14 protein-coding genes are annotated in these 15619 nt (G+C 59.2%); 9 read left to right on the top strand and 5 right to left on the bottom strand.

From position 1 onward, the window contains the following. Nucleotides 1–290: 290 nt before the first annotated feature. From BRA1253DRAFT_RS11820 to BRA1253DRAFT_RS11830, 3 genes are all read right to left on the bottom strand, one after another. Nucleotides 291–1247: an MFS transporter gene (locus tag BRA1253DRAFT_RS11820; RefSeq protein ID WP_157158719.1), complete on the bottom strand. Its 957-nt coding sequence runs from the start codon at nucleotides 1245–1247 to the stop codon at nucleotides 291–293. 653 nt (nucleotides 1248–1900) lie between these two features. Further along, nucleotides 1901–3523 carry an MFS transporter gene (locus BRA1253DRAFT_RS11825; protein WP_007594284.1) on the bottom strand — a complete coding sequence of 541 codons (1623 nt, stop codon included), beginning with the start codon at nucleotides 3521–3523 and terminating at the stop codon, nucleotides 1901–1903. Nucleotides 3524–3537: 14 nt separating this feature from the next. After that, entirely contained in the window at nucleotides 3538–4314 is a 777-nt protein-coding gene (locus tag BRA1253DRAFT_RS11830) for an alpha/beta fold hydrolase (protein ID WP_245286083.1), read from the bottom strand. Nucleotides 4315–4576: 262 nt separating this feature from the next. On the opposite strand from BRA1253DRAFT_RS11830, the gene BRA1253DRAFT_RS11835 reads away from it, so the two are divergent. Beyond that, nucleotides 4577–5947, top strand: coding sequence for a sigma-54-dependent Fis family transcriptional regulator (locus BRA1253DRAFT_RS11835; protein ID WP_245285899.1), 1371 nt, complete (start codon nucleotides 4577–4579; stop codon nucleotides 5945–5947). A gap of 53 nt (nucleotides 5948–6000) precedes the next feature. Here the strand turns inward: BRA1253DRAFT_RS11835 and BRA1253DRAFT_RS11840 are convergent, their stop codons facing one another. Beyond that, nucleotides 6001–7683, bottom strand: a complete 1683-nt coding sequence (locus BRA1253DRAFT_RS11840; protein WP_007594288.1) for a methyl-accepting chemotaxis protein — start codon at nucleotides 7681–7683, stop codon at nucleotides 6001–6003. Nucleotides 7684–7871: 188 nt separating this feature from the next. On the opposite strand from BRA1253DRAFT_RS11840, the gene BRA1253DRAFT_RS11845 reads away from it, so the two are divergent. The 8 genes from BRA1253DRAFT_RS11845 to BRA1253DRAFT_RS11875 all read left to right on the top strand — a co-directional run bounded on the left by BRA1253DRAFT_RS11845 (nucleotide 7872) and on the right by BRA1253DRAFT_RS11875 (nucleotide 13885). Next, nucleotides 7872–8870 (top strand): GTP-binding protein, encoded by a 999-nt coding sequence (locus BRA1253DRAFT_RS11845; protein ID WP_007594290.1) that lies wholly within the window; start codon nucleotides 7872–7874, stop codon nucleotides 8868–8870. A 139-nt stretch (nucleotides 8871–9009) separates the two neighbouring features. Next, nucleotides 9010–9732, top strand: a complete 723-nt coding sequence (nthB, locus tag BRA1253DRAFT_RS11850) for a nitrile hydratase subunit beta (RefSeq protein WP_035995101.1) — start codon at nucleotides 9010–9012, stop codon at nucleotides 9730–9732. Between the two features lie 10 nt (nucleotides 9733–9742). Continuing rightward, entirely contained in the window at nucleotides 9743–10363 is a 621-nt protein-coding gene (nthA, locus tag BRA1253DRAFT_RS11855; protein WP_007594292.1) for a nitrile hydratase subunit alpha, read from the top strand. A gap of 43 nt (nucleotides 10364–10406) precedes the next feature. Continuing rightward, on the top strand, nucleotides 10407–10685 hold the full coding sequence (locus BRA1253DRAFT_RS11860) for a nitrile hydratase accessory protein (RefSeq protein WP_371261369.1): 279 nt from the start codon (nucleotides 10407–10409) through the stop codon (nucleotides 10683–10685). A 195-nt stretch (nucleotides 10686–10880) separates the two neighbouring features. Then, nucleotides 10881–11903: a GlxA family transcriptional regulator gene (locus BRA1253DRAFT_RS11865; RefSeq protein WP_007594294.1), complete on the top strand. Its 1023-nt coding sequence runs from the start codon at nucleotides 10881–10883 to the stop codon at nucleotides 11901–11903. A gap of 296 nt (nucleotides 11904–12199) precedes the next feature. Next, nucleotides 12200–13264 carry a GlxA family transcriptional regulator gene (locus BRA1253DRAFT_RS11870; protein ID WP_007594295.1) on the top strand — a complete coding sequence of 355 codons (1065 nt, stop codon included), beginning with the start codon at nucleotides 12200–12202 and terminating at the stop codon, nucleotides 13262–13264. A gap of 116 nt (nucleotides 13265–13380) precedes the next feature. After that, on the top strand, nucleotides 13381–13650 hold the full coding sequence (locus tag BRA1253DRAFT_RS45185; protein WP_245285901.1) for a hypothetical protein: 270 nt from the start codon (nucleotides 13381–13383) through the stop codon (nucleotides 13648–13650). Then, entirely contained in the window at nucleotides 13622–13885 is a 264-nt protein-coding gene (locus BRA1253DRAFT_RS11875) for a hypothetical protein (protein ID WP_157158574.1), read from the top strand. Before BRA1253DRAFT_RS45185 ends, BRA1253DRAFT_RS11875 begins: the two co-directional genes overlap by 29 nt. Nucleotides 13886–14221: 336 nt before the next feature. Here the strand turns inward: BRA1253DRAFT_RS11875 and BRA1253DRAFT_RS11880 are convergent, their stop codons facing one another. Then, complete coding sequence (locus BRA1253DRAFT_RS11880) at nucleotides 14222–15610, bottom strand: amidase family protein (protein WP_157158575.1); 1389 nt, start codon at nucleotides 15608–15610, stop codon at nucleotides 14222–14224. Between the last annotated feature and the right edge of the window lie 9 nt (nucleotides 15611–15619).

A 15619-nucleotide genomic window follows, 5' to 3' on the forward strand; every position in this document is an offset into this window, starting at 1 on the left:
GCTCCGTCCTCGATATGACAGGAGCGTAACTGCATCCGGATTTCCGCCACCATTGGGAATCTTCGCAAGGCGTCGTGCGGAGACGAACCCGCCTGCCCGTTTAATGCGCCTTGGCTGCATCCATGCGATGCATCGTGCCGACTACTTGGGCCAACGCGCCGGGTTTGAGCTGGCCCGGGGGAAGAAGCGGGCTTTTTTGCAAGGCGGCCTGTCGCCTTCCCGCGCGGGATCGCGAATCACGTCCCGCAGCCGCGAAACCACGGCCGGCCGCGAGGCGATCGAGCGTGCGTTCAGGACTTTAGGCTGAAGTCATTCTTAAATTCATAGTCACCCACCGGCTCGCGCGACATATACCTCGCCGGCGTCCTAAACATCAGCGAGACCAAACGCCCCATCAGTGCCGGATTCGCAGCGAGATCGAACCGCTCCAGTGGGAAGTTTGTGATGTAACTAGGCAGCCGCTTGTGGAAGAACGCGCCGCTATCAAAGGGGTGGACATGCTTCAATGGCGGCGGCTTGTTAAACCGTACAACAAACGCGATCGGCAGCTGCCAGGGTGAGGGGTTCGGAACGCTGGGCGTTTTGTAAGCCGGCCGACCGACGAACAGATAGCAAAGCTCCTCCCCTCTAAAGACGGTGCACGGCGTCGCCAGAATCTTTTGTGAGCTAGCATCTCGATGATCGGGGCGCTGATCGTTCCCGACGCGCGTAAGAGCAGCCTGGAAAAAGAATATGCCAAAATTCGACCAACGCTTCCCATCGAGAACGGTGAGGTAAAAGGTAAGCACTACGGGCTTTCGGCCGATCTTGTCGGATATCCAACCGCAGATCACGAAAAACGGCACGGCGCAGGCGAGAGCGACCGACATCATGATATAGGCCGTCGCAAATTCGACCTTAAGCACTTTTTGCATGAAAATAAGAGCATAAAATTGCCCAGTGTACCAGACCACTCCAACCCCGGCGACGGCGCCAAAAAGAGAAAGCAAGACGACCTTTAAATTGCCCCATCTTGCGAAGCTTTCGGTAATTGGATTGGCGCTTGTCCGACCCTCGGCCTGCATTTGTAAGAACACGGGCGACTCTTCAAGTCGCAAGCGGATGTAGACCGACACTGCGAGCAATAAGATGGACAGCACGAACGGAATTCTCCAGCCGTAGTCCTTGAAGCCCACGCCTGTAATCTGCTGCGTCGCGAGAACAACAATGAGAGACAAGAAAAAACCCAACGTTGCGCAGATCTGGATCCATCCCGTGGCATATCGGAGCTAAGGAAGCCCTTTGGCTCAGCTGAGCAGTCGAACTTCTCTGATCGCTCGAGCGCCGGAATGCACTCCGACAAAGAGAAATTCTGTAGTGATCTCAATCGCCCGAAAAGCTGAAAAATGTTGGAATAGGTGTTGGAACGGCGTTCGGGTCCGCGATCGAGCGGGCGTACATCTCCTTGTACTTGGCCTGGTCCACCCAGGCATGCTTCGCCCACTCCGCAGGTACTGAATAAACTCTCTCCTCGGCAGTCCTATTCTCTGCGCCCATCGAGCATTCTCCGTTCATGGTATGCGAGAAGCGTTTGCAGTTAGGCTGCGTTCTTCAGCAATTGGTACGAACGCCGCACTCGAGTGCGAGACTGACCGCGGGGTAAGACCGGGGTGCTCCTGAAATTCGAAATACGATTCCTTGCCTCTCTCATCATCCAGAAGAGCGCGATTGCCCCCCTACGGTTCACGACAGAAAAAAGGGCCGCTGCCGTGATCCAGCAGCGGCCCTGCCCAGTCTAGGGAGGTTGAGCAGACGAGCCGGTCTGCCAGCGGATCCTATGCAGTCCGTTGCTTGTCGAATGCCTCCCAACCGGCCTAGGTGCTAAGAACCGGCGAGCGCGACATCTCGGTCTCGTCGGCGGTCACGTATTGATGTCTCGACCACGCGTTTCCGGCAGCAATAGAGCCCCGATGACCGCCGTCGAACCTGCGAACGCAATGGTGTACCAGAGCCCATCGAAAATGTTGCCGGTCGTGATGACAACTGCGGTTGCCACGAACGGTGCAAATCCGCCGATCCAGCCGTTTCCCAGTTGCAGCGCCACGGAAACACTGCTGTAGCGGATACGGGCAGGAAACAGTTCGACCAAAAGAGCACCAAGTGGCCCGTAGACCATCGTCGCCAGGAACACGAGGGCGAATAGCACCGCTATGACCATTGGCCCGTTTGGCTCTGCGGGTGTTTTCGTCGATGGGAGGCCTCTTTCGGTCAGCGCTTTCAGGAGTTTGGATTCATCGAAGCCAACGACTGTCTCGTCGCCCATTTGGATGCCGAGCGACGCCGAATCCGCCTTCACAACGTATGGAACGGCACGCGCCGTCAGAAATGCCTTCGCACGGGTGCAATCCTTCGTCGCCTGGGGCTGGAAGAGCTGACCCAGCAGGGATTGATCCTCGCTACAGTCGTTCCCGTGTATCACCACCGAGGTCCTAGCGCGGAATTCCGCAAGCGCCGGGTTTCCGTAAGTTGCCAGACTCTGAAATAGAGGCATGATCAGCAACGCAGACAGCGCGCATCCTGTCACAACGATCCACTTGCGCCCGACTCTGTCGGATAGCCAGCCAAAGAACAGAAAGAACGGCGTTCCGAGCGTGAGCGCGATCAGGAGGTAGAAGTTGGCCTGATCCTGGCTCATTTTCAGCGTGGTGGTCATGAAATAGAGGCTGTAGAAATGGCCGGTGTACCAGATCACCGCCTGACCGGCCACGACCCCGAAGATAGCGACGAGCACGAGGCGCAGATTGCGACCGTCCCCGAATGTATCGGCGATCGGATTCTTCGAGCCCTTACCCTCGGCTTTCATTTGCTGGAACACCGGCGATTCTTGAAGCTTGAGCCGTATGTACAAGGAGAGAACCAGAAGACCGATCGATCCAATGAACGGAATCCGCCAGCCCCAATTCGCGAAGTTCTCCGCTGAGATAGAAGAGCGGCACAATATGATGACGAGCAGCGAGAGGAATAATCCCAGCGTCGCCGTGATCTGGATCCAGCTTGTCGTGAAACCCCTCCGGTCTGGTTCGGAGTGCTCCGCAACGTACGTCACCGCGCCGCCGAATTCGCCGCCGACAGCGAGACCTTGCAGCAGACGCAAGCCGACCAGGATGGTAGGAGCCCACCAACCAAAGGTTTCGAAGGTGGGCAGCAGCCCGACAGCCGCGGTGGCGAGACCCATCACCAGCATGGTTACGAGGAAAGTCTTCTTGCGTCCGACGAGATCGCCGAGCCGTCCGAAGACGACCGCGCCAAATGGGCGCAGAACGAAACCCGCCCCGAAGGTTGCCAGCGCAGCCAGCAATGCTGCCGTTTCGTTTCCCTTCGGAAAAAACAGCGTGCTGAAGAACGCTGCCAGAGAGCCGTAGATGAAGAAATCATACCATTCGAAAACGGTACCAAGGGCGGCCGCGAAGATGATGCGCTTGGTGTCGCGATCGAGGTGGCGGGAAGCGAGTTCGGCTTCTGATTCAATGGCGTGAACTGACATCTTGTTCTCCCGCATCAAACGTTTTGCTGCAAATTTGATGGTGCTTCTTCCCTCAGGCGCGGCGGCGGCAATCCGTGCCTCGCCAAGAAGTCGCCCAGCAAGCGATTGAATGTTTCAGGTTGCTCGAGCATCGGAAAATGGCCTGCCCACCGCAAGCTATGGAGCTGACTATTGGGAATGTTGTTCGCCAAGGTCTGTGACTCACTTGGCGGAGTGATGATGTCCTCTTCGCCGACGACGACCAGCGTCGGTACGCGGATCTCTCCAAGCCTTGCGCGGCTGTCCGACGCATTGAGCGAGGTGATCGCCTGGCGCGCCACGAAGGCCGGCGTCTGCGCGACCTCGTTCTTGGCGAAGTCGATGAGCGCGGGGCTTGCAACAGAACCGAAAGATCGTTCGATGACCTGCTGGCTTGCCGCCACCACGCCCAGATCGTCGATGGCCTTGAGCACGTTGTCGACATTGACGTCGGCTCCCAATCCGTGCGGCGTGGCTCCAACCAGCACGAGCGCCCTTACGCGCTCGGGATAGGAGAGCGTAAAGTTCTGGGCCACGGTGCCGCCCATCGAAAGGCCGACCAGGACGGCCGAGTCGATCGCCAGTGCGCGATGCACTTTCAGCACGTCTTCGACGAAGGCCTCGATCGTGTAGCTTCGGTCTTCGGGACGCGGCGAACGCCCGTGACCGGGTAGATTGATGCGGACCACCTGGTGACGGGCCGAGAACGCCTCGACCTGCTCGCGCCAGAACTCGGCCGTGGTCGTGAAGCCGTGCACGAACACAAGCGGCATTCCCTCTCCTGACACCTGCACCACGGTGTCTCCTATTGTCGTGGTTCTGATGGTTGTCATTCTGCTCCTCCCGAGTTTTCTTTCCGAACAGGAGGTTCGCAAGCGCCGTGCCAATTCGGCCTCTTGTAACAGGACGACGCCTAACGCGTTGGCAATGCGATCCAAATTCTCATGGCTGGAACAGAGCGGCGCTGTTTGACGTCCAGCGATCGTGACGCTAGTGTATCATTTGCGTTACATATCTGTCCTAATCTTGTGACACTTGGACATCGAGATTTCCGCAATGGTCCTTTCGCAGTGGATTGCCGGGTCGTCGGAGGAAGCAGGCTTCCTGAGGCTCGTCCTCGATCACGTCTCCGACTGCCTGGTCGCGGTTGACACATCAGGCACGATCGTCCTGATCAACCAGCCCTATTGCAGACTCCTGGGGGGCGTTGCCGATGATTTCGTCGGACGACACATAACCGACGTGGTGGGATCGCAAACCAAGCTCCATCTCGTCGCACGCGGCGAAGGAAGCCACGTCGGCTATCCATTGAAGGTGCGCGGCCATCAACTGATCACCAGACAGGTTCCCGTTCTTCAGGACGGCCGCATCATTGGCGCGGTCGGCCTCGCACTGTTCTCGGATCTCGGCACCCTGAAGAGAACCTTTCGACGGGCTACGCAAGCCGAACTGGCGATGCCCCAAGGCAACAAGCCTTGGCGCTCACGGTCCGGCATCAGCGACATCGTGGGTCAAGGCGAACTGATGGAGGCCTACCGAAATTCGCTTGACATGGTCGCCGGGCACGATCTCCCTGTATTGGTCTCGGGCGAAACCGGTTCCGGCAAGGAGTTGGCCGCTCACGCCATCCACGCACAGTCGAGCCGGTCGGAAGGTCCTTTCGTCTGGATCAATTGCGCTTCGATCCCGAGCGAGCTGATCGAAGCCGAATTGTTCGGCTATGAAGGCGGCGCATTCACCGGCGCGCGCAGTCGCGGAAAACTCGGGAAGTTCGAGTTGGCTTCCGGGGGCACCCTTTTCCTGGACGAGATCGGAGATATGCCGCTGCACCTACAGGGCAGCTTGCTGCGCGTTCTCCAGACCAGCGAGATGGTACGCGTTGGTGGCACGACGCCAGTCGCCATCAATGCCCGCGTCATTTGCGCGACCAATCAATCGCTTCCCGAGCTCTCGCGCGGGGGGCGCTTCAGACAAGACCTCTATTATCGCCTCGGCGTGCTGCCGATTGACGTACCTCCCCTTCGAGATCGGGAGGACATCGAATTTCTCGCCCGGCAATTGCTGACGCGGATCGCAGCCCGATTGAGCGCGGAGCCGAGGGACCTGAGCCGAAGAGAGATCGCGGCGCTTATTGCACATCGATGGCCCGGCAATGTTCGAGAACTTGAAAACGTGCTCACCCGGTTCGTGGTAACCGGCCAACTGATGTTGCTTCCTGCAGATCCACGTCCCGAGAAGGACGAGAAACGCACGCCGCAGCCGCTCAAGCAGCGTATCCAGTCGCAGACGGCCACGGAGATCCGGACCGCCTTGGAGCAATCCAGCGGGAATAAGAGCCGCGCGGCCGAGCTACTGGGCATCAGCCGCGCACATCTCTATCGGCTCATGAAGGAGCGAAGCCTGTAATTGTGCGCATCAAGGGTCGATACCACCTTACGACACAGGACAATGATTTCATCCTAAGCCGCACGGACACTTGCGACGAAGCCGCTGACTTCCTCCTGTAACAGCCGCAACTTGCCCGTCAGGCGCACGCTCGAGCCAAGGACGCTGCCCGCCACCTGTCCTGTTTCCGACGTGGCGGTGTTAACGTCAGAGATGTTCTGCGAAACCCGGTTCGTGCCGGAGGCCGCATCCCTCACGCTTTGCGCGATGGCTTGCGTTGCGACGCCTTGCTCCTCTACCGCCGACGCGATCGAAGACGAGATCTCATTCACCTCGGTTATCGTCGCGAGAATGTTCTGAATGTTGCCGACCACAGAAGACGTCTCAGCCTGTATCGAAGAAATTTGAGCGCTGATTTCGTCCGTGGCCTTGGCAGTCTGCGTCGCAAGCGACTTCACCTCGGCCGCGACGACGGCAAAGCCCCGTCCGGCGTCGCCAGCCCGCGCCGCCTCAATCGTTGCGTTCAGCGCCAGCAGGTTGGTCTGAGCGGCGACCTGGTTGATGAGTCCTACGACCTCGCCAATCTTGGAGGCCGCCGCGGCCAGTCCTTGCACGGTCGCGTTAGCGCGCTGCCCGTCGTTGGCAGCTTTGTCGGCAACTTGGGCCGCCTGCGTTACGCGATGGCTTATTTCGCTTATCGAGGCCGACAGCTGACCGGCGGCCGAGGCAACCATTTGTACGTTCTCGGAAGCCTCGCGGCATGCTTCAGCAACTGAGTTCGCGCGTCCATTGGCATGATCAGCGCTTGCTGACATGCTCTGTGCGGCTTTCTGCATCTCGCTCGCCTCCGCGAAAACCTCCCGGACCACGCTTTCGACGCTCGCCTCGAATTTTCCGGCAAGTTCGACCATGGTCCTGCGCTTGTCTTCGTCCGCACTTCGCTTGAGTTCTTGCTGTTCGCTGTGCATTTTGCGCACGGCCGCCGCGTTCTCCTTGAATACGCTCAAAGCGCGGGCGAGACTCCCGACCTCGTCGTGACGGGTTGTGTATGGCACTTCGAAATCGTCTTCGCCCGAAGCAAGCTTCTCGGTAAGCGAGGTAACCGTGGTAAGTGGCCGAGTCACGGTGCGGCTGATTGCCAAGGAAATGACGACCACCAGCACAACGACGCCAAGGCAAAGCCACGCGAACGTCCAGGCGGCCTGTCGAAAGATCGCATCGATATCGTCGAGATAGATGCCGGTCCCGATAATCCAGCCCCAGGGCGCAAACCCCTTCACGTAGGACAACTTGGAGACCGGCTGATCCGAACCCATTTTTGGCCAGAAGTAGCCGTAAAAGCCGGCACCCTGTTTCTGTACAACGTCGACAAAGCCCCGAAAGAGGTAATTGCCAGCCGGATCCTTAAACTCTCCGACCGGCTTGCCATCAAGCTCAGGCTTGGCCGGACTCATGATCATGTTCGGAGCCATGTCGTTGATCCAGAAGAACTCGACCTTGTCGTAGCGCAGCCCCTTGATCTCCGCGAGTGCGGCAGCCTGGGCCTGCTCGCGGCCAAGCTTTCCGTCGCTTTCAAGCTTCTGATAGTGCGCCAGGATACCGTGGCCGATGTCGACCATCTGCTGGATCTTGGCTTGTCGATCCGTCATCATCTGGCTGCGAATGTTGTATAGCGCGATCGGAACCAGAACGATCATGCCGGTGAGCGCGACGCCGATGATGACAAGGAATTTGGTTCTCAAACCAAGAAAATGCATGGGGTTCTCACGACCGGAAAAATGATCGCCAGACTGGGTCGGGCTGCCTTACCAGCCGCTTAAATATCAGGGCTTTGCCGTCGTCGGCGCACAATGTTGACGCTGTTTGGCAGGATTTGCACGTTCACCAAAGTTGCACCAGCCCTTGCCCTAAAACTAGCGTGCTTTGCGACGAGGCGCAGGGCTCGATGGTGGCATCACAAAAAATTCCGGTTACCGTCCTCACCGGCTTCCTGGGGTCGGGCAAGACGACGCTGCTCAATCAGCTCCTTGAAAGCGGCTTGATGGCAGATTCCGCTGTCATCGTGAATGAGTTCGGGGCCATCAGCATCGACGCGGAATTGGTCGTTGGCGTAGACGAAGAGATTCTCCAGATCAACAACGGCTGCATCTGCTGCACGGTTCGGACGGATCTTGTTACGACGATCACCAAACTTCTATCGGGAACGAGGCCCATTCGTCGCATTCTCATCGAAACCACGGGTCTGGCCGATCCCGCTCCCATCATTCAGAGCTTCGTTGTCGATGAAACTCTGTCTGCCGCAACCACGCTCGATGCGGTCGTGACGGTGGTCGACGCCACCCATATCGACCGATGGCTTGCCGACCAGAGCGCCGGCGAGAACGTCGCGGCCGAGCAGATCGCTTTCGCCGACATCGCGGTGATCAGCAAGTTGGATCTGGTTGGCGAAGGCTGCCTCGCCAAGGTCGAGGCGACCATCCGGGCAATCAATCCGATGGTTCGGGTGGTGACTTCGGTCGAAGGCCGCGCAAATGCCGCCTCGATTATCGACGTCAAGGCTTTTGATCTGAAGAACTGCCTGACGATCGAGCCGCTACTGCTCTCCGACCTCGAGCACGAGCACGATCTATCCGTGATCAGCGTGGAAGTCCGCGAGGAACGGCCCCTGGACGGACCTCGATTCTTTCGATGGCTGAACGGCTTCGTGCAGAAGAATGGTGAGGGCCTTCTGCGCTGCAAAGGCATTCTGTCGCTGGCAAGCGAACCGCGACGCTGGGTGTTTCATGGCGTCCACATGACGCTCGACGGCCGGCCAGGTCGGCCGTGGGCCCCCAACGAGCCTCGTACCAGCGCGATCGTCTTCATCGGAAGGGGCCTTGAGGCGGCTCGAATTCGCGATGAAATCGCCGAACTAACCGAGCAGGGCGCAAGTCTCGTAGCCTAGCATGGGCCGACGATCCGTCATTTCCGCCGCGGTTCCATGCTGACCGGAGAGATGGTCGGCTTCGTGTCCGAAGGATCCGTCGACGTACCGGCCGCCCGCGGGTGGTGGCATGCTCAACCTCAGGAAAGGCCTGCTCCGCATGAAGCTGCAACATTATCTCGGAGGCCTCGAAGGCCTCGACCCGATATCGCTTGAAACGCGCGTCTTCGTGGAAGCCTGGGAGGAGCGCATCTTCGGCATCCACACCGCGATGATGGCACTAAGCCCGCAACTCGAGCTAGATGCGACGCCGAGCAAGTTCAACACCACGTGGACTTGGGCCGACCTGCGCAAAGGTGCAGAGTCGATGAATCCGTTCGACTACTTCAAATTCCGGTACTACGAAAAATGGCTTGGTGGCATCTCCGGATATTTCGTCGCCAACGGATATATCACGCAGGCAGAACTCAACGCGCGCACCGAAACCTTCATGTCGGCATCTAGCGCGATGCCTAAGGGCGGAGATGCCGGGGTCGATGCCCGGGTCCGGAAATATCTTCTCATCGGAGACGATCCGAAACGTGAGCGGTCAGCGCCGCCCCGCTTCGCGGCCGGAGACGCCGTCTGGGTCGCCAGCCCGAAATCGATCGACCACACGCGTCTGCCCGGTCACCTCCGCAACAAGGCAGGCATCATCGATAGCGTCTACCCAGATGCCTACACCTATCTTTGCGACACCGGCGTCGATGGAATCGGAAAGGCGATGCCCGTTTACTGCGTCAGGTTCGATCCCGGGGATCTCTGGCCTGGTAATACGGAGACGAATTTCACTTTCTATGCAGACCTGTTCGAGGCCTATCTCGAGCCCGCGACCGCCGCCTGAGGACCACCCGATGGAACGTTTCGAATACTCCAAGGACCGTGAGGCGGTGAACGCGGCGCGCGCGCGCGCACTGGAGGCGCTTCTCATCGAAAAGGGCATCATCACCAGCGAGACCGTGGACAAGATCATGGCGATCTTCGCGACCGAGATGGGTCCGTTCAACGGCGCCAGGCTGGTTGCGAAGGCGTGGGTCGATCCCGCCTTTAAGACACTTCTGGCCGAAGATACCATGGCCGCCGTCGAACAGATGAACTTTGCGACCAAGGGCGCAGGCGCGGAAGGCGAGCATATGAAGGCGGCGATCAACACGCCTGAGGTGCACAATCTCATCATCTGCACCCTGTGTTCGTGCTACCCTTGGCCAATCCTCGGTCTGCCGCCTTACTGGTACAAGGATCCGTCCTTCCGCGCGCGGGCCGCGCGGGAGCCGCGGAAGGTGCTCGGCGAGTTCGGCCTGGACATAGATCCGAAAAAGGAAATCAAGACTTGGGACAGCAGTGCTCAGATCCGCTGGTTCGTCGTTCCCGAGCGGCCGACGGGCACGGATGGGTTCAGTGAGGAGCAACTGGCGGCCCTCGTCACGCCGGAATCGATGATGGGCGTCGCCGTCGTCAAGCCCCCGGGCGCTTGAGGCAGCAATGCAGACAAGCTTCGAGCATTTCGCCTTGGGCGCAATGTTGGGACAGTCCGACATGCCGCCCAAGGACAATGGAAGCCTTTGCTTCGGTGCGCCTTGGCAGCGGCAGGCTTTCGGCATGGCGCTCGCACTTTCCAAGCTGGGCCTGTTCGAATGGGACGACTTCCGTTCGGAGCTGATATCAACGATCGCCGCCTGGGAGGCGACCCACGACAAGTCCGACCCGAGTTGGGATTACTACGAAATCTGGCTCACCGTGCTCGAGACGATGGTGGAACGGTCCGGCCTCGGTGACCGCGCGGCAGAGGCGCCCTGATTAAGACCCTCTGCTCACCCCAGACCAATGAACAGTGAATTCGTCGCTCGTCCCGGTTCGTGCTATGAACACGGGATGAAGTCGCCCACCTCCAGAGAGTCCGAATATGACGCAGGTTTGGCCGAAAGTGATGCCTTCGTGCCGGCCCATCGGAATGAAAATTGCTTAACAACTCGCCTCATTTGAGGATTGTTGATGCGGATCGCATTGCTCGCGCCCCCAGGAGTTCAGTCTCTCGACATCGTCGGTCCGGCCGAAGTGTTCTGGGAGGCGGGCAGGCGACTAGGGGATCCGAACGCCTACACCGTACAGGTAATCGCGGGGTCGGCAGATCCCGTCCGCGGAACGGGCGGGCTTCGCTTCGTGGCCGACCGGCATATCTTCGATCCAGACGAGCCGATCGACACACTTCTGGTCGGCGGCGATCCATCATTTGCGATCGTCGACCCCGCCATGGTCCAGTGGCTGCGGCGCAGAGCCGCCACAGTTCGCCGTCTTGGCTCCGTCTGCACGGGCGTCTTCCTGCTTGCGGCAGCGGGCTTGCTCGAAGGCAAGCGCGTAACGACGCATTGGGAATGCGCCACCCGTTTGCGGAATGAATTTCCCAATCTCGATATCGATTCCGATCAGATCTTCATACGGGACGGGAATCTTTGCACCACAGCCGGCGTCACAGCGGGCATGGATCTTGCGCTCGCGCTCGTCGAAGAAGACTACGGACGCGACCTGGCTCTGATCGTCGCGCGCTACATGGTGATGTTCCTGAAACGCCCAGGCGGACAGTCGCAGTTCAGCGCGCACCTTGCGGCGCAAATGTCGGGCAAGAGCCGGATCCAACAAGTTCAGCAGTACGTTCTCGACAACCTCGCTACCCAGCTCTCAGTCGACAATCTGGCGCAACAGTCGGGAATGAGCATTCGGAACTTCACGCGCGTGTTTCGCCAGGACATGAACATGACCCCCACCGAATTCGTGGACGCGGCAAGGCTGGACGCAGCGCGATTGCTCCTCGAAGACAGCGCAAAGTCGCTGCAACAAATCGCGATACGGTGCGGCTTCGGGAATGCCGATGGCATGAGGCGAGCGTTTGTCCGCAATCTGGGTATAGCCCCAGGTGAATACCGCCTTCGGTTTCGAAGTGCCTGGGCCGGTACAAGTCATGCACCGCGAACGATCCGTCCGCCAGCCGGCCATAGAACACGCGCCTCGTCCCCGTGACGAAGAGAGCTGCCGCGAGGACGAACGGCAGCGACAACAGATTTGGATCAAGGTCCCGGAATCGTACGGGCCGGTCCGTCGGGCTGCCCGGAGACGGCGATCTTCGGATACACATGGCCGATGTCGACGTGAGTTTGGCCGAATTGACGCCGTGAATCCCGGTACATCTGTAATCAAACGGCTTGTCTGATCGAGACTAAGCAAAACTCGCAGGGTCGGCAGGGGCCGGCCCGGGTGACAGCGGACTCGTCTGTCCCGGCTCAGTCCTCGATGCTCGAATAGTCGAGGTTCGATCAATGACACATGGCGACGTCCCCGCTCCTGGTCGATCCAGAGATGGTCATGGAGTTCCTGAACAGACCATTCGTGTCGGCATCGTCGTCATCAACGGCGCCAACACGATCGACTTCATGGGACCAATCGATGCATTCAATGAAGCCGGTCGATCACCTGCAACATCGGTTCGTTACAAGGTTGACCTGATCGGGGCCGCACCTGGTCTCATTGTCGGCTCCTCCGGTGTTCGCATAGTTCCTGACAAGGTCATCGGATCCGAACTGGATACGTTCTACGACACGATCCTGGTTGCTGGCAGTCAGGAACTTCAGCCGTCCGGAGACAACAACCAGCCACTGATCGATTGGCTGACCCGAGCCGCGGCGTCCGCACGTCGAATCTGCGCAACCTGCGCAGGGACCTTCGTCCTTGCTTCAGCGGGCCTGCTCGACGGACGGCGGGTCGCAACGCACCGTAACTACACCAGGCAGTTCGCAGCGAGATTTCCGCAGGTCCATATGGAGCCGGATAGGCTCTTCGCTCATGACGGTTTATATTATACCGCCGTCGGCGGAATGGCCGGCATCGACCTTTGTCTCTACCTGATCGAGAATGACTGTGGGCAGGCCACATTTCTGGACGTGGCCAGGATGATGGTCATTTTCCTGCGGCGGCCGGGCAATCACCCCCAGGTGAGCGAGTTTCTCAAAGCGCAGTCGATCCGAAATTCTCAGATCAGCCATGTCATGGATTGGGCGTTGGCGAACCTTGCGGCCGATCTTTCGGTCGACGCATTGGCGAAACGCGCAGCGATGAGCTCTCGGAACTTCAGCCGCACGTTCACGGACGAAATGATGACGACGCCGGCTCGCTTTGTCGAGGGTATTAGAGTCGAAGCGGCGCGCATCCTTCTGGAAACGACACTGCTGTCCGTCCAACAAATTTCTCATCGGGCTGGGTTCGGGAGCCCGGCTAACATGCGCCGCGCGTTCGCTCGCGCCTTCCAGACACCGCCGACTCAGTATCGCCACAACATTGGCTCTGCGATGCCAGGGGCCCAGGCGGCACAACTGCTCAAAGTCTAACTGGTTTGATTCCGCAAGCAATGCGAGGCAGGAAGGAGGCAATGGCAGAAAATGTGCGACGGAATTAACCTAACGCCGTAAACATCGCAACTTTCGCCTTTCGGATCATCGCCAACATGGCGATCTGGGTTTGGACTCTGCAAGCCCTTAGTGGTCAACCTGAACTCCTCGGAGCGACCGTGCTTGCCTGCACCTTCGACTTACGCCATGCGTTCGATCCGGACCACCTCGCGGCGACCGATAAAGTTGCGCGGAAGTTGATGCAGGAAGAAAAGCCTCAACCCTGGTCGGCGTCCATTTCGCGCTTGGTCATTCGAGATCGTAACGTTGGCCTCGTTTGCAGTTTTGGGAGCCGCGTTGTCGATCCACGTCAACACATTTACTGAACGTAGCCTGATTCGCACCTGCATCTCGGCCTGCTTCCTTCGAGCGATGGCGCCACTCACCCCGGACGTCCTGATCCACGCCCTGCCGATCTATCATATCTCCGGGCTGCTTGTGGCCGGCGATGTGACGTTCGCCGCGTGTGAGCGCATCCTCTACATGCAGAAGTTCGATGCAGAGCGGATTCTCGCGGCGATGGTAGTCGGTGATCACGACGAGCGCCGACGCTGGTCCTGACGTCACCCAACGATCAAAGACCTCGCGGCGAAAATGTTCCGTCTTGAGCGCGCTGCCGGAGCTTAGTCTAGCCGCGACCGGTAGCTCCAGCGCCGATCCGGATGCCAGACAAGATCATCGCACTTAGAGAACATGCCAATTGGCTAACCTTGGGGCTGCGCAACCGCGAGAACGCATCATAGTTGACGGCGCAAGGAATGGAGCCGCCAGTTCGTTGATCGACAGCTTATCCCCACGTCCAAAGCGGACGATAGGCCCGGAGCGGGTCAGCGGTCACCGCATCGCACCTCCTATTGGGGAGCACGCTATCTCGCCATCCGCACACGACACATAGTGTCAGGGCAGCTCACCAATGGCTGCAGAGACCGATTGTAACTCGGCGAAGCTCTGGGCGATATCGACCAGTAAGCCATCGTCGCCTTCCCGACCAACGAACATCAAGCCACTCGGTAGTCCATCCCTGCGCATCCCGTTGGGCACGGACAACGCTGGAATACCGAGATGAGGCGCGAAGTTCACGAACAGGCCGAGACTGGTCGAAGCGTATGCGGGATCGCGTTCGACTTCGCTGCGCTTGTGGATGGTCGGCGCCGTCGGCAAGGCCAGCATGTCCACCCTGGACCAAGTGCCCAGTTCGATCTCCCGCGCCAGTTCGGTTCTCCTATGGAGAATTTTGTAGGCATCGACGGCCCTGCAGTCTGTCGAATTCACAAGGGCAGCCTTGACGACGGGGGAATATGTCCCTTCTGGATGCGCCTCGATGAATGGCCCGAGCACAGCAGCCCTCTCGGCCATCAGTTCGGGCTTGTACGTCATGTCCGAGATTTCGGCGAACGGTTCGTAGTCAATCTGCTCGATGGAATATCCCAAACCCCTGAGCCGCTCGATGCCGGCCGCGTAGACACGCTTCGCTTCGGCATCTCCCAGGAAGTATTCTTCCTTCGGATCGATGATACCGACGACCGGATCCTTGAAAGCTTTCCGCCTGCCCAGCACCTCCTTCGAGAAGGGATCGGCGGCGTCATACACGCCAGCCGCCGACATCACCAAACGCAGGTCATCGGGCCAACGACAAAACACCGAGCAAGAATCGAGCATTCGGCCGCTCGGAACGACGCCCGTGTTACTCAGCACCCCACCCGACGGCCTGAAGCCGTAAATTCCTAGGAAGCCGGCCGGGATGCGTCCGGACCCCGCAGTGTCGGTCCCCAGTGAGAAATGCGCAGTCTTGCATGCGATGGCGACGCCGGACCCCGAACTAGACCCCCCGACGATGTGGTCGGCGCTGTAGGGGTTCTGCGGAAATCCATAGACAGAGCGCATGCCGGTCAGCCCGGTCGCGAATTGATCGAGATTGGCCTTCGCTACAAGTATTGCGCCCGCCTCGAGCAGCCGATCCACGACGAAGGCGTTCCTCTCCGGCCGATAGGCATATTCCGGACATCCCGCGGTCGTATCGTATCCGACGACGTCGATGTTGTCCTTGACCACGAACGGCACACCGTAAAGCGGCATCTTCGCGCGGACGGCGGCCGGGAGCGATGCGAGCTCCTCGGCACGTTTGCGAAGCTCCTGCTCCGGCACGACGGTGATGAACATGGGATTGGAAGCGTTTTCCGCCCGCGCGGCCAGCACGTCGTTCACAACGTCGGCGAGTTCGATCTGGCCTTGCTTCACTCGCAACGCCAACTCGCGCACCGAGAGATCGCTCAGTTCCTGTTTCATGATCTTTCC

It is taken from the genome of Bradyrhizobium sp. WSM1253, from assembly GCF_000244935.1.
Classification (GTDB): domain Bacteria; phylum Pseudomonadota; class Alphaproteobacteria; order Rhizobiales; family Xanthobacteraceae; genus Bradyrhizobium; species Bradyrhizobium canariense.

What these genes read in the sequence shown, in the direction of transcription:
- BRA1253DRAFT_RS11825 (WP_007594284.1), bottom strand. Translation starts at nt 3,523, where the DNA reads ATGTCAGTTCACGCCATTGAATCAGAAGCCGAACTCGCTTCCCGCCAC.
- BRA1253DRAFT_RS11830 (WP_245286083.1), bottom strand. Translation starts at nt 4,314, where the DNA reads ATGCCGCTTGTGTTCGTGCACGGCTTCACGACCACGGCCGAGTTCTGG.
- BRA1253DRAFT_RS11840 (WP_007594288.1), bottom strand. Translation starts at nt 7,683, where the DNA reads ATGCATTTTCTTGGTTTGAGAACCAAATTCCTTGTCATCATCGGCGTC.
- BRA1253DRAFT_RS11845 (WP_007594290.1), top strand. Translation starts at nt 7,872, where the DNA reads ATGGTGGCATCACAAAAAATTCCGGTTACCGTCCTCACCGGCTTCCTG.
- nthB (WP_035995101.1), top strand. Translation starts at nt 9,010, where the DNA reads ATGAAGCTGCAACATTATCTCGGAGGCCTCGAAGGCCTCGACCCGATA.
- nthA (WP_007594292.1), top strand. Translation starts at nt 9,743, where the DNA reads ATGGAACGTTTCGAATACTCCAAGGACCGTGAGGCGGTGAACGCGGCG.
- BRA1253DRAFT_RS11860 (WP_371261369.1), top strand. Translation starts at nt 10,407, where the DNA reads ATGTTGGGACAGTCCGACATGCCGCCCAAGGACAATGGAAGCCTTTGC.
- BRA1253DRAFT_RS11865 (WP_007594294.1), top strand. Translation starts at nt 10,881, where the DNA reads ATGCGGATCGCATTGCTCGCGCCCCCAGGAGTTCAGTCTCTCGACATC.
- BRA1253DRAFT_RS11870 (WP_007594295.1), top strand. Translation starts at nt 12,200, where the DNA reads ATGACACATGGCGACGTCCCCGCTCCTGGTCGATCCAGAGATGGTCAT.
- BRA1253DRAFT_RS45185 (WP_245285901.1), top strand. Translation starts at nt 13,381, where the DNA reads ATGGCGATCTGGGTTTGGACTCTGCAAGCCCTTAGTGGTCAACCTGAA.
- BRA1253DRAFT_RS11880 (WP_157158575.1), bottom strand. Translation starts at nt 15,610, where the DNA reads ATGAAACAGGAACTGAGCGATCTCTCGGTGCGCGAGTTGGCGTTGCGA.